Genomic DNA, 14,292 nt, shown 5'->3' on the forward strand with positions numbered 1-14,292 from the left:
GCTTTGATAATGCGCCCATAGAAAGCTTCTGGGGCATATTAAAGAATGAGTTGGTGTATCACGAAGACTATAAAACAAGGTTTGAAGCCATCAGTGATATCACTAAATATATTGAGCTTGAGTACAACCAGACTAGAATCCAAAAGGGTTTAGGCTATAAAACGCCAAGACAGGTATGGTTTGACTTTTATCGTCAGGCTGCGTAACTAAAATCTCCCAAGTCAATGTCTACAGATTTGACAGCATAGGTCAGATAGACCATACAGCTGATTTAATTCAAACGCCAACCTGTCCAAGGTGTAACGGTGAGATGATTAAGAGAGTAGCAAAAAAAGGCCTGAATCAAGGTCAGACCTTTTTTGGTTGTAGCAAATTTCCTAAGTGTCGCGGTGTAGTGAATATTGATTAGTCGTTAGCCATTTTAACCTTAGCCATCCTAACTTTAGTCACCTTAACCATATATCTCTTCTAAACGTAAACAAGCAACCAATCGACCGTCCCATTCGCGCAGTTGCGGCTCTACTTCGCTGCATTGCTGTTTGGCATATGGGCAGCGTTTGTGTAGGGCGCAGCCACTTGGTGGATTTAGTGGACTTGGTAGCTCACCTTGTAGGGTTAAATCATTTTTATGGCCATTTACCGTTGGAGCAGCAGCCAATAACGCGATGGTATACGGATGTTTTGGTTCATTATAAATCGCTTCTTTGGGGCCGTGCTCAACAGCTTGACCTAGATACATCACCATCACATCATCAGCGACGTGGCGCACGACTGACAAGTTATGCGAGATAAAGACGTAAGCGGTGCGATACTCATCCTGCAAATCCATAAATAAGTTTAAGACTTGCGCCTGAATCGATACATCGAGCGCGGAAGTCGGCTCATCAGCGACGACGATTTTAGGGTTGAGCATCATGGCGCGTGCGAGGGCAATACGTTGACGCTGACCACCCGAAAACATATGCGGATAACGACCAGCGTGTTCGGGTCGTAGACCCACATGTCTCATCATCTCGTTAATTTTGTCACGTTTTTCTTCTTTGGACAGTTTGGTATGGATATCCAATGGCTCTGTCAATTGATAGCCAATAGTATGGCGCGGATTTAAGCTACCATAAGGGTTTTGAAAGACCATTTGAATTTCAGTACGCAACTCTTTTAACGCTTTTCTGCTATAGCCTGTAGTGCCTTCATTGTTGATAAATAGCTCACCATGTGTAGGCGCTTCGATCAGCGTCAACTGTCGGGCAAGGGTAGATTTACCACAGCCTGACTCACCAACGACGGCCAATGTCTTGCCAGCTTCAAGCTCGAAAGAGACACCATTGAGCGCTTTCACGTAGGCCTTTGCTTTGCCCAGACCTTGTGATACTGGGTAGTGCTTGTGTAGATTGTCTGCTTTTAGGACCACTTTGTTACTCATACTTGTGACTCCAAGATAGCAGCGTGAGATGGGCGAGAAGTAATATTAGAATCAATACAACGCACCTTACCATTGGGCGTATCTAAAATAGGTGGCGGTACTTCGCAAGCAGGCTCCTTATACGGGCAACGAGGAGACAACAAGCAACCAGTTGGCCTGTCATATTGACTTGGCACGACCCCTGGTAAGCTATTTAATCTATCTTGACCGATGGCTAATTCAGGGATGGCTTGTAGCAATGCTTCCGTATAAGGGTGGGCAGGGTTTTGGAAAATTTCTGGCACGGTACTGGTTTCGACCACTTGTCCCGCATACATAACCGCGACATCACGCGAGTTTTGTGCAACCAGACCTAAATCGTGGGTGATTAATACCATGGCCATTTGTTTTTCGCGTTGCAATCGGCTCAGCAAGTCCATAATTTGCGCCTGTACTGTGACATCGAGCGCGGTGGTTGGCTCATCTGCGATAAGTAGTTTTGGCTCACAAGCAATCGCCATCGCAATCATAACCCGTTGACTCATACCACCTGATAGTTGATGCGGATATACCTTGAGTCGATTTTTGGCATCGGGCATCTCGACCAACTCTAGCAGTTCTAAGATGCGTGTTTGTACTGCTGCGCCTCGCAAACCAAGATGCTTGCGTAGCACTTCACCTAGCTGCATCTCAACCGTAAAGCTTGGATTTAGGCAAGACATCGCATTTTGAAAAATCATAGAGATGTCTTTACCAATGATACCGCGTCTCTCTTTGGCTGACATACTAAGCATGTCTTTATTGTCAAAGACCACTCGTTGTGCGCGTACGGTCGCGGAAGGTGGTAACAGTCCCATCAATGCCATCATCGTGACCGATTTACCTGAGCCAGATTCACCCACGACAGCGATGACCTCACCTTGGGTAATCTTCAACGATACATCATCGACTGCGCGAAAGGCACGCACTCCTTGTCCGAAAGTGACAGACAGGTTCTCAATATCTAGCAGCAATGGTGAGTCTTTTGTTGATGCACCATTCATAGACGTATGAGTGATAGGTGTGTTCATTAATGGTTCAGTCATCTTAGGTCACCTGCTTTAATTTAGGATCTAGCGCATCGCGTAAGCCATCACCAGTCAGGTTGATCGATAGTGCAGCTAAGAAGATAGCGACACCCGGCCAGATGGCTAGCCAAACATTACTTTGAATATATTGACGCGCCGTACCTAGCATCGCGCCCCATTCGGCATCTGGTGGCTGTACGCCAAAGCCTAGGAAACCAATCGCACCTGCTTCTAAAATAGCAGACGAGAAAATCATCGTTGCCTGTACGATAAGCGGTGCCATACAGTTGGGCAAAATGGTGATAAACAACAATCTGAGCACGCCAGCACCCATCACTTGTGAAGCAATAAAGTACTCACGTTGTAGCTCTACCATTGCTGTGGCACGAGTCAGACGAATAAATGGCGGTGTACAGACCAGTGCGATCGTAATAATCGTATTGGTCATAGATGGCCCTAAGATAGCGGCAATGATAATCGCCAATAGCAAGCTCGGATATGACATCAAAATATCATTGACTAGCATGACCGCTTTGCCCCAGACCTTTGGCCAAAACGCAGCACTTAATCCTAAAGAAATACCAACCAACATCGCCAAAGTCGTTGCGCTTAGACCGATAAATAACGAATAACGTGCGCCATACATCACTCGAGACAATGTATCTCGGCCCGCATCATCAGTACCTAGCCAAAACATCGCATTACCACCATCTAAAAAAGCAGGTGGCAATTGCTCTTGACCGGTGAACAGCTCATAAGGATCGTGAGGCGCAATAGCAGGCGCGAGTATAGCAACTAGAACCATTAATGCCAGTACGATAAAACCAATCACGGCGCCTTTGTTTCGGCAGAACGTCGATAAAAATAGCTGCCAAGATGACGGCGGTGTGGCTGCCATCAGATTGACATCAGAGGGGAGAGCAGAAGGCTTCATGAGCATTTCCTATAGTGGCTAGCGCATTGGATTCGTTTGGGCTTCCTTCCTAATAATCATTAGAAATTTGCCAAAAACCTTTATAACCATGCAAGTGCTAATCATCACTATTTATAATGTGAGTATTTATCAATGTTAGATTAAGAAGTATGGCGGATACGTGGATTAATCAGACCATACAAAATATCAATAAATAAACTAACCAAAATCAGAGCGGTGGCGACCAATAAAATACCATTTTGTACAATAGGGTAGTCACGAGTGAAAAACCCATCGAGTAGCCAATTACCAACGCCTGGCCAGCTAAAGATGGTCTCGGTAATAATGGCACCTGCGAGCAATGTTGCCATCTGCAAGCCAACGACGGTAACCACAGTAATCAAGGCATTACGCATTACGTGGACTAGTATCACTCGGCGTGGAGATAAACCTTTGGCTCGCGCTGTACGCACATAATCCTCATCCAATACCTCTAGCATCGCAGAGCGTGTCATCCGTGCAATCATCGCTAACGGAATGGTCGATAGAGCAATAGATGGCAATATAAAGTGTTTGACCACGTTCCAAAACGCACCAGGTTCTCCTGAGCTTAGTGAGCCAAGTAACCATGAGCCATACAATGGCTGCACATCTAAAAACTGTGCGACAGATATCACACCAGCGACGGGCAAGAGGCCTAAATAGTGAGCGAAGATACCAGTCAGGATAGGGCCCAATAAATAGATGGGCATAGAGTAGCCTGCCAACGCGCCTGACATTAGGGTGTAATCAATCCATGTACCACGGCGCAAGGCAGCAAAGATGCCTAAGCTAACACCAATGACACTAGCGATAACAATAGCGCATAACGCTAACTCTAAAGTCGGAACAAAGTGAGCAAAGAAGTCTTGTAGTACAGGCGTACGAGTACGAAAGGACTGACCGAAATCACCCGTTAGGATACCAGTCAAATAATCCCAATACTGGGCAACGAGCGGTTTGTCTAATCCTAGCCTTTCTAACGCACGAGCATGTAGCTCGGGATCGACCATACGCTCGCCCATCATAATCTCGACCGCATCTCCAGGTACGAGACGAATCAGAGTAAAAGTCGATAGCGTTAGGCCAAGATAGACGGGTATTAAAATGGCAATACGACGCAGAATATAAAGTAGCATGGGCTGCTCAATAGTTGTGGTTCAATGATTAGAGTATTAGCGATGATGAAGAGGTCCGTGACAAAGCGCTTAATTCATATTGTTCATATCATTCATATAAGTGCGGCTGGAGCAGAGTATCTGACCCAGCCGCACTTATATGGATGAATAAAATGAATAAATCGCGAATGTCGTAACGGAATTAATCAGTCAAGGTTATTCAACTTTTACACCATCGAAGCGTATTGAGCCAAGTGGGCTAATTTTATAATCGACCACGTTTGGTGCGGTGAATACGGTTACTACCGAATGCGCCATCGTCGTCCAAGGAAGCTGCTCTTTGAATATCTGCTGAGCTTGTTCATATTCACTGACACGCTCATCTTGATTGTTAATCTGACGGGCATTGGTCACCAAATTATCGAAGTCTTTATTACACCAGCGCGAGTAGTTGTTACCACCGACAGCGTCACAAGACAATAACGAACCAAGCCAGTTGTCTGGATCACCATTGTCGCCAGTCCAGCCGGCTAGAATGACATCAGGTTCACCTTTAGCAGCGCGCTTTAGGTACTCGCCCCACTCATAAGTCACAAGCTTGGTATCGACGCCAATCTTCGCCCAATCTGCTTGTAGCATTTCAGCCATTAGCTTGGCATTTGGGTTGTACGGACGCTGAACTGGCATATACCATAGATTGATAGAAAGGTTATCCGCGCCAGCTTCTTTGATCAGTGCTTTTGCTTTCTCAACATCGTAAGGCGCGTCTTTAAGTGACTCGTCATAGCCCCACTGCGTTGGCGGCATTGGGTTGGTTGCCTTGAGGCCTTCGCTCTGATAAACCGCATTGATAATAGCGTCTTTGTTGATCGCCATATCTAATGCTTGACGCACTTTAAGATCGCTCAGTTGAGGTTTTTCTACGTTGTAACCGACATAGCCAACGTTGAAGCCAGGCTGATCGAGAACAGTGGCTTTACCTGATTTTTTGACAGATTCGATTTCGGCAGGTTTTGGATAAGCGGATACGTGACATTCCCCAGCTTGCACTTTCTGTGCACGAACTGCCGAGTCTTTAGTGATGACAAACACTAGGTTGTCGATATAAATGTCGTCTTTATTCCAATAGTCTGGGTTTTTGGTATAACGAATTTGCGCGTCTTTTTGATAAGAAGTAAAGACGAAAGGTCCAGTACCGACTGGCTTAGTATTGATATCAGCAGCGTTGCCAGAGGCTAGCAATTGATCTGCGTACTCAGCAGAACCAATATAAGCAAAAGGCATCGCTAGGTTCTGTAGGAACGGCGCATTGGTTTCGCTAAGGGTAATTTTTACCGTATAGTCGTCAACCTTTTCGATATTAGAGATAATATCAGGTAGTCCCATGCCGACTGAATATGGGAATTCAGCAGGATAAGCTTTATTAAATTCAAAGTCTGGGTCAGTGATACGTTCTAGCGTAAAGACAATGTCATCCGCGTTGAAATCGCGAGTCGGAGTAAAGTAATCAGTTGTACCGAACTTAACCCCTTTGCGTAGATTAAAGGTATAAGTCTTGCCGTCTTCGCTAATATCCCAACTCTCCGCAAGTCCTGGTTGAATCTCAGTTTCCGCTCTTTTGAATTCTACCAAGCCATTATAAATAGGGAAGGCACTCGCATCAAAATCCGTACCTGAAGTATATTGCGCTGGATCGAATCCAGCAGGGCTACCTTCTGAGCAATAGAGCAATGTTTTGGCGGCTTTGGCATCTGAGCTAGCAGCAGAATCATCCGTAGTTTTGTTGTCTCCACTACAGGCGCTGATACCTAAGACAAACGTCGCCAGCATCGTAAGTTTGAAGAGTGATTTTTGCATTATTACATCCTATGTAATGGTAGGTAGGTACTCATGTATCCATATGTTCGTTCTCGATCATGAATACGATGAGAAAGCGTTTAGTGACCTCTAAAGTATCTATCTATGCAGTATTTTATATATACAAAATAAAACATATTAAAGCTTGTTATAACTTTAAATTATATGGATATAAACTAAAAATATAAATAAGTCGTTCGAATATACTCTTTTAATCTGTGATAATGCAAGCGATAAATAGACTAATTTTGATAAAAACTGCACGATTTTGCCGTATTTAGCATTAATAAGATATTAAATACTAAATTCTATGGCTTTATGTTTATTTACTCTAAGTAGCAAAGAGACACGCTTTTAAATCGCTAACTAGTTACAATTTTACTCATTGTTAACAATTAGAAATAATAAAGTTATGTCTCTTTGAAGTAGCCAACTATAAGCCGTTTGTCCAATGCAGCATTAAACAGGGCTATGATTCGCTTTAATGAGATCGGCTATTTTTTCGGCAATCATAATAGTTGGCGCATTGGTATTGGCGCTAATAAGCGTTGGCATCACTGATGCATCGATGACTCGTAGTCCGCTCACACCTCGTACCTTCAATTCCAAATCAACCACAGAACTGTCATCTGAGCCCATGCGGCAAGTGCCTACTGGGTGATAGATGGTATCTGACTTATTACGGATATAGCCGAGCATGCCGTCTTTTTCGAGGTAAGGGGCAGGGTAGTCTTCAGTAATGTATTTAGCGAGTGCGGACTCTTGCATGATGGCTCGAGTACGCTCGGCACCAGCTACCATATACTCTACATCTTTTGGATGCGACAGATAGTTTGGATCGATCAAGACAGCATCAGAAGGGTCGGCTGAGTCCAACCTAACAGTACCTCGACTTTCAGGCCGTAAGTAGCAACTGTGACAAGAGACAGCGAAGCCGCGTCTGAGATCACGGCCATGCTCTATCACGCGCGAGATGACAAAGTGCAGCTGGGTATTTGGCCACTCCTTTGGATCGTCACCGACGCTAAAGAACGCACCTGCCTCTGCATAGTTGGTAGACAGCAGCCCTGTACCGTCTTTTCTCCATTGCCGAATACTTTTGGTTAATGTCGAAATCGATGCCATGCCAATACCGATGACATCAGTAGTATTGACCTCATAATCAAAGACGACGTCTAAATGATCCTGCAAATTACCACCGACTTCAGGTGCATCTACCACCACATCGATACCATGAGACTGCAAATGCTCTGCAGGACCAATACCTGAGAGCATCAGAACTTTGGGTGAACCAAATGCGCCACCTGATAACAGGACTTCATGACGCGCCGTGACAGTATGTTCGACACCGTCTTTTTCGTAGACGACGCCTGTCGCTTGATTGTCTTCGATAATGACGCGGTTAGCCTGCGCATGAGTGATAACCGTCAGGTTGGAGCGGTTTTGGACAGGATGCAGATAGGCGGCCGCAGCAGAACAGCGTTGGCCTTGTTTTTCGCCATGGAAATGAGTGACTTGATACAATCCTGTACCGTCTTGCTTTTCGCTATTAAAGTCGGTGTTATGATCTAGGCCATTGGCAATCGCAGCTTCTACGAATGCTTTGGAGATGTCTCGTGGACTGAGTAGGTCGCTAACATGCAGCGGCCCGCTATCACCATGTAGATCATCGCTACCACGAACGTTGTTTTCAGCTTTGATAAAGTAGGGAAGTACATCGTCGAATCCCCAGCCAGTACAGCCTTGCTCTACCCAGCGCTCATAATCTAGCTTACTACCGCGCGTATAGATCATGGCATTGATAGCTGATGAGCCGCCCAGACATTGTCCACGCGGCTGAAAACCTTTACGGTTGTTAAGGTGCTCTTGCGGAGTAGTATGAAAGCACCAATTGTTCAATTTAAGCGGTTTACCAGGAACCATCAGAATCAGTCCAGCAGGCACGCGTACTGCTAGATCTTTGCCATCACCGCCGTACTCTAATAAACAGACACTGATATCTGGGTTTTCAGTGAGACGGCTAGCGAGCACGCAACCTGCTGATCCACCACCGACGATAACATAGTCAAATGTTGTGTCAAATTCCATTTTATATTCCTTATAGCATCCATGCTAATTAAAATAGGGTACGCTTTACAGTAACTATTATTCTGCTGAAATAATAAAATAAAAATGACTCTGCGGTATCTATTTGCGTCAATATCTTAGGACAAGCGAAGACTGTTATATTCGGTATGTTATATAAAATTAATGCTACTTAATTTTGCACTGAACAAGCTTATATCGAACAGATTTCTGAGCGTACGATAAAGCGTTTGCCTTCAGGTATTTCTAACGAAAAACTCGCACCGCGACCATTGACGACATCAATGGTGAGATCGGTATGCTGCCATAAATTGTACTGTGCCTTACCCATATAGAATGGACAGCCAGCAATCTCACCAACCAGCACATCCTGACCGCCTACCTTGAACTCTCCTAATGGATAGCACATGGGCGAGCTACCATCACAGCAGCCGCCTGATTGATGAAACATTAAATCGCCATGCTTTGATTTCAATAGCTCAATGAGTGCCTTACAAGACTCTGTTGCCGTAATTTTCATACTCAGCTCCTATGCTATCAGTGTCGAAAAACTATACTATTCTGAAAAGCTATTATTCAAAATATGGCTTTTTACGACCTCCTAAAGTGAAAATGCAACCTATCTTGCGACAGATTGCATTTGTTTTCTAAGTACTGTCATGCGTTCACAGGTTAGATTAGAAGAAACCCATTTTTTTAGGGCTGTACGAAACCAGCATGTTTTTGGTTTGCTGATAATGATCGAGCATCATCAAATGGTTTTCGCGGCCGATACCTGATTGTTTATAGCCACCGAATGCAGCGTGTGATGGATATAGATGATAGCAGTTGGTCCATACGCGGCCCGCTTGGATACCACGTCCGAAACGATAGGCTTTATGTACACTACGTGTCCAAACGCCAGCGCCTAGACCATATAGGGTGTCATTGGCAATTTGCATGGCTTCTTCGTCGTCTTTAAAGGTGGTGACAGCGAGCACAGGTCCAAAGATTTCTTCTTGGAACACGCGCATGTCATTGGTGCCTTCAAAGATAGTTGGCTTAACATAATAGCCGTCTGCTAGGTCGCCATCGTGTTTGGCTTGATCGCCACCGACTAGGACTTTTGCGCCTTCTTTTTTACCGATATCAAGATAAGATAAAATCTTTTCTAACTGATCTGAGCTGGCTTGCGCGCCAATCATAGTCTCAGTATCTAGTGGATTGCCCATTTTGATGGCTTCGACACGAGCGATACAGCGTTTGATAAATTCGTCATAGATGCTTTCGTGTACGAGCGCACGTGACGGACAAGTACAGACCTCACCTTGGTTTAAGGCAAACATGACTAGGCCTTCGACCGCTTTGTCCAAGAAGTCATCGTCTTCGTCCATGACATCGGCAAAGAAGATATTTGGACTTTTGCCGCCAAGCTCTAGCGTCACTGGAATGATGTTTTCGCTGGCGTACTGCATGATGAGGCGACCCGTTGTGGTCTCACCAGTGAAAGCAACTTTGTTGATACGAGGGTTTGAGGCAAGTGGTTTACCAGCTTCGACACCGAAGCCATTGACAATGTTTAACACGCCCTTAGGCAAGATGTCAGCGATACCGATCGCTTCTAACATATATAGTATAGAGGCAGGCGTTTGCTCAGCAGGCTTCATAACGATACAGTTACCCGCGGCTAGAGCCGGGGCGATTTTCCATACTGCCATTAGAATAGGGAAGTTCCATGGGATAATCTGCCCGACAACGCCTAGCGGCTCATGGAAATGATAAGCAACGGTGTCTTCATCAATTTGACTGATACCGCCTTCTTGTGCGCGGATGGCACTGGCGAAATAACGGAATTGATCGATGGCTAGTGGAATATCTGCCATTAAGGTTTCGCGTACAGGCTTGCCGTTTTCGTAGCATTCAGCAATAGCGATCGCTTCTAGATTGGCTTCCATGCTATCTGCGATTTTTAATAATAAATTGGCACGTTCAGCGACGCTGGTTTTGCCCCAAGCGTCTTTGGCAGCATGCGCGGCATCTAGGGCTTTTTCGATATCTGCTTCTTTTGAACGGGCGACTTGGCAAATGGTTTTACCATCGATAGGACTTGGGTTGTCAAAATACTCGCCATCGACAGGAGGAGTCCACTCACCATTAATAAAGTTATCGTATTTTTCGCGGAATTGGACGGGACTGTTTTCAGTATTGGGATAAGCGTATAACATTAACCACTCCTTGTTGTGTATTATGGTTATTTAAAATATGGTTACTTACGTATGACCATTTAAAAATACATTCTTGGTCTTCCTAACCAAGTTATCATCCTATCGTACTGAGCTTTTTAGCAGAACGATAATGACTTTTTATAATGATATATTTTGTATCGTATAACTTTAAGTTATGTGATATGAGTCGGTTAAAATGGTTCGCAAACGGTATGCAGCTGTTATAATTGTGAGCATCTACTTTGGCTTGCTATGGTTATTAAGTTAGTCATGGCGGCTTTCTTTTTGTACTATTTCTTCTTCATAATATTGGTTGGTTTGGATCTATGCGTCAATCTTCTGCTCTTGATATCCTAAAAACAGGTCAAAACGTCTTTTTGACCGGCTCAGCAGGTTCAGGTAAGACTTATACTCTCAATCAATACATCGATTATTTACGCGCCCGCCGCGTCCCTGTTGCGGTGACAGCCAGTACGGGTATTGCTGCCACGCACATGAATGGTACGACGATTCATAGCTGGTCAGGCATCGGTATCAAAGATGAGCTAACTGATCGGGATTTGTCCGCCTTATCACGCAAACAGTTCTTAGCAGACAGATTGAAAGATACAGCGGTCTTGGTCATTGACGAGATATCAATGCTACATGCCAAGCAGCTTAACTTGGTCAGCCAAGTGCTCAAGCATATTCGCAAAAATGACAAAGCGTTTGGCGGTATTCAGGTGGTGGTTGCAGGAGACTTTTTTCAGTTACCGCCGATTGGTAGTAAAGGTGAAACGAATCGTGAAAAGTTCGCCTTTATGTCTGAGGCGTGGCTCGATGCCAAGTTTCATATTTGCTACCTGTCTGAGCAGCATCGTCAAGTCAGCGATGCAGCCAATGGCGGTCTCGATTTAGACGATATTCTTAACCAAATTCGTCGTCAGGAAGTAACCTTTGAGGCGATTGCCGCTTTAGAAGCGACTTATGACCAAAGCGTCGATATCAAGCGCACCCGTCTGTATACCCACAATCTCAATGTTAATAAAATCAATGACAAAGAACTGGCGTCTCTAGATGGCGAGATGATGCGTTTTGAGGCGACGGCGACAGGCGATAGTAAGCTGGTTGAGACGCTAAAAAAGACCGTACGTACCCAAGACGAGCTGATTCTCAAAGTCGGCGCCAAGGTTATGTTTATCAAAAATAATGCTGAGCTTGGTGTCTCTAACGGGACGATGGGCGAGTTGGTAGGGTTTGCTGCTGTCAAAATAGACGATAAAGACAGTAATGACGCGTTAATCGAAGACGATAGCAGTGATGACGTTGATGAAGATGCTGCTAGCGAAAAAACGACAAAAGGTAAGAAGTCCGCTGCTAAAAAAGACAAAGAAAAACCAAAGTCGAAGAAACCAACGACTCAGAAAATGCCTGTCGTGCGGCTTAATTCAGGACGAGAGGTCATCGCTGAGCCTGAAGAATGGATTATCGAAGATGAAACGGGTGATGTGCTGGCAAGTTACTTACAAGTGCCGCTCTGTCTGGCATGGGCGATTACCATCCATAAATCGCAAGGCATGACCCTCGATGCGGCTGAAATCGACTTGTCGCGTACTTTTGAGTTGGGACAAGGCTATGTGGCATTGTCACGCCTCAAGTCGCTATCAGGTCTACAGCTGTTGGGTATGAACGATATGAGCTTGCAACTCGATCCATTGGCTCGCGGCGCAGATAAGCGGTTTTTGGTATTGTCTGAAGAAGCGGATGCCAACTATGCGATGCTAGATGAAGAAAGCATGCAGCAGGCACATGAAAAATTCGTGCTGAAGTCAGGTGGGACATTAAGCAAGTCGGTAATCGATGCTTACGCCACCCTACAAAAGAAGCGCCGCGAACAACAGCAAGCTAAAATCGATAAAAAACAGAAATTAGGCAATCAGGTCTCTGATAGGTCAGACAGTACTCTACTTGCGACCAGAGTGTTGTTAGAGGAGAGTTTGACCATTGCGGAGATATCACAAGCCCGTCAATTGTCACAGTCGACCATCATGCGTCATATTGCTGACCTAAAATCACAAGATCCAAGCCTTGCCTGCGATCATTTGCGCCCAGATGATGAGGTAATGACAGCCGTTGGCAATGCTTATGTCGCTATTAAAGTCGCTAATAATCCAAATGACTTCAATGATGACGGTAGTATCAAATTGCGTCCGATATTTGATCATCTTAAGCAAAGCATTGACTACAATACCATTCGCCTCGCATTGATTTTTATCACCCCATAGTTTTGCTGCCTATAATTTTATTGCCTATAACTTTGTTACCTTTATTTTTATAGGCTTTCATTTTACTATTTTTTAGTATTCAGCAATCATTAGCGCACTCAACGTGATAACGCTCAGTTTCTACCCCCATTTATAGCGATACCCTTTATGTCCAATGTTATGCCTGATTTTTCGAGCGCTACTTATCAATTGACCTCTGACCCGATAGCGGCGACGTTCCGTACCACTGGTGAGCATACACAGCCACTGAGAGTTGCTATCAATGGCTTTGGGCGTATAGGGCGCAATGTACTTCGCGCTTTGCTAGAGCGCTTTGAAGTGTTAGGCCGTGCGATTCATGTGGTGGCAATCAATGACTTAGCGCCAGCGGATATACTGCTGCATTTACTCAAGTTTGATAGCACCCATGGTCGCCTCAGTCGATTAGGCGTAAATGCTGAGATTGTAGAAAGTGAGTCAGGTGATACGAGCAAGACCGAACTCTGTCTGACCAAAAATAATCTGACTTACTGCATCAATATGCTATCAGAGCCTGATCCCAAAAATTTACCTTGGCAGGCGCTGGGTGTCGATGTGGTTTTAGAATGTACTGGGCATTTTCGCTCGTATGAACAAGCGACGCTACATATCGATGCTGGCGCGCAGCAAGTGATTATCGGTGCCGCGCCATTTGACGATGTGGATGCTTGTATCGTGATGGGCGTGAATACCGATGCGCTCACGCTTGAGCTGCCGATTATTTCTAGTGTTTCTTGTACCACGCAGGCATTGGTACCGTTGATTGATACGCTAGATAAGGCGTTTGGTGTGCAGTCCGCCATGATGACAGAGATTCATGCAGTTACCGCTGATCAGACAGTGCTCGATCAAGCACATCGAGATCCAAGACGGGCGCGCGCTTCTGGCTATAATATCATTCCAACGACATCCAGTAGTATCGCTGCGACAGAGCGGGTGCTACCAGGCATGGTCGGCAAGATAAATGGACATTCGATACGAGTGCCCACTATCGACGTGGCTGCGATTGATGTTACCTTTGTGTTTGATACGCCAGATGTCGATGTCGAGACAGTACGAGAGGTACTTAAATCTGCCAGTCAGGCGCATTTGCATGACATCATGGCATATACCGATGAGCCGTTGGTATCTAGTGATTTTATCCATCAGACTGAGTCGCTTATCATTGATGGTCAGCAGCTTATGCAAGTGGGTGGTCAATATAAGGTTTTTGCATGGTACGATAATGAATGGGGCTATGCCAATAGGCTGCTCGATATGTGCTTACATCTGGCCTCAAGCAAGCGATAATGCACCAATTTACAAGTATTCGAAAATTAATTGGA

General features: G+C 45.0%; 12 protein-coding genes. 4 read left to right on the forward strand and 8 right to left on the reverse strand.

Annotation, left to right across the window (positions count from 1 at the left end; all coding sequences use genetic code 11):
• Both JMX91_RS09915 and JMX91_RS09920 read left to right on the forward strand, forming a co-directional pair.
• Nucleotides 1-206, forward strand: a 206-nt coding sequence (locus tag JMX91_RS09915; protein WP_201548892.1) for an IS3 family transposase, incomplete at its 5' end; no start/stop codon positions are given.
• A gap of 68 nt (nucleotides 207-274) precedes the next feature.
• The gene (locus tag JMX91_RS09920) at nucleotides 275-409 is read left to right on the forward strand and encodes a topoisomerase DNA-binding C4 zinc finger domain-containing protein (protein WP_227679374.1); all 135 of its coding nucleotides are present in this window, start codon (nucleotides 275-277) and stop codon (nucleotides 407-409) included.
• A 42-nt stretch (nucleotides 410-451) separates the two neighbouring features.
• On the opposite strand, the gene JMX91_RS09925 is transcribed toward JMX91_RS09920, so the two are convergent.
• From JMX91_RS09925 to JMX91_RS09960, 8 genes are all read right to left on the reverse strand, one after another.
• Nucleotides 452-1,423 (reverse strand): peptide ABC transporter ATP-binding protein, encoded by a 972-nt coding sequence (locus JMX91_RS09925; RefSeq protein ID WP_201548893.1) that lies wholly within the window; start codon nucleotides 1,421-1,423, stop codon nucleotides 452-454.
• On the reverse strand, nucleotides 1,420-2,487 hold the full coding sequence (locus JMX91_RS09930; protein WP_201548895.1) for an ABC transporter ATP-binding protein: 1,068 nt from the start codon (nucleotides 2,485-2,487) through the stop codon (nucleotides 1,420-1,422). Before JMX91_RS09930 ends, JMX91_RS09925 begins: the two co-directional genes overlap by 4 nt.
• Before the next feature lies 1 nt (nucleotide 2,488).
• Nucleotides 2,489-3,403 carry an ABC transporter permease gene (locus JMX91_RS09935; RefSeq protein WP_201548896.1) on the reverse strand — a complete coding sequence of 305 codons (915 nt, stop codon included), beginning with the start codon at nucleotides 3,401-3,403 and terminating at the stop codon, nucleotides 2,489-2,491.
• A gap of 140 nt (nucleotides 3,404-3,543) precedes the next feature.
• On the reverse strand, nucleotides 3,544-4,560 hold the full coding sequence (locus tag JMX91_RS09940; RefSeq protein ID WP_057761126.1) for an ABC transporter permease: 1,017 nt from the start codon (nucleotides 4,558-4,560) through the stop codon (nucleotides 3,544-3,546).
• A 195-nt stretch (nucleotides 4,561-4,755) separates the two neighbouring features.
• Nucleotides 4,756-6,396, reverse strand: coding sequence for an ABC transporter substrate-binding protein (locus JMX91_RS09945; protein ID WP_201548897.1), 1,641 nt, complete (start codon nucleotides 6,394-6,396; stop codon nucleotides 4,756-4,758).
• A 459-nt stretch (nucleotides 6,397-6,855) separates the two neighbouring features.
• The gene (locus JMX91_RS09950) at nucleotides 6,856-8,484 is read right to left on the reverse strand and encodes a GMC family oxidoreductase (RefSeq protein WP_201548898.1); all 1,629 of its coding nucleotides are present in this window, start codon (nucleotides 8,482-8,484) and stop codon (nucleotides 6,856-6,858) included.
• A 190-nt stretch (nucleotides 8,485-8,674) separates the two neighbouring features.
• On the reverse strand, nucleotides 8,675-9,001 hold the full coding sequence (locus JMX91_RS09955; RefSeq protein WP_201548899.1) for a DUF779 domain-containing protein: 327 nt from the start codon (nucleotides 8,999-9,001) through the stop codon (nucleotides 8,675-8,677).
• Between the two features lie 157 nt (nucleotides 9,002-9,158).
• Entirely contained in the window at nucleotides 9,159-10,685 is a 1,527-nt protein-coding gene (locus JMX91_RS09960; protein WP_114700459.1) for an aldehyde dehydrogenase family protein, read from the reverse strand.
• Between the two features lie 326 nt (nucleotides 10,686-11,011).
• Here JMX91_RS09960 and JMX91_RS09965 point away from each other — a divergent pair, with 326 nt between their 5' ends.
• Nucleotides 11,012-12,949, forward strand: coding sequence for an AAA family ATPase (locus tag JMX91_RS09965; RefSeq protein ID WP_201548900.1), 1,938 nt, complete (start codon nucleotides 11,012-11,014; stop codon nucleotides 12,947-12,949).
• A gap of 159 nt (nucleotides 12,950-13,108) precedes the next feature.
• On the forward strand, nucleotides 13,109-14,257 hold the full coding sequence (locus tag JMX91_RS09970; protein ID WP_227679376.1) for a type I glyceraldehyde-3-phosphate dehydrogenase: 1,149 nt from the start codon (nucleotides 13,109-13,111) through the stop codon (nucleotides 14,255-14,257).
• The last annotated feature ends 35 nt before the right edge of the window (nucleotides 14,258-14,292 follow it).

It is taken from the genome of Psychrobacter sp. Pi2-1 (genome assembly GCF_904846645.1).
GTDB lineage: Bacteria > Pseudomonadota > Gammaproteobacteria > Pseudomonadales > Moraxellaceae > Psychrobacter.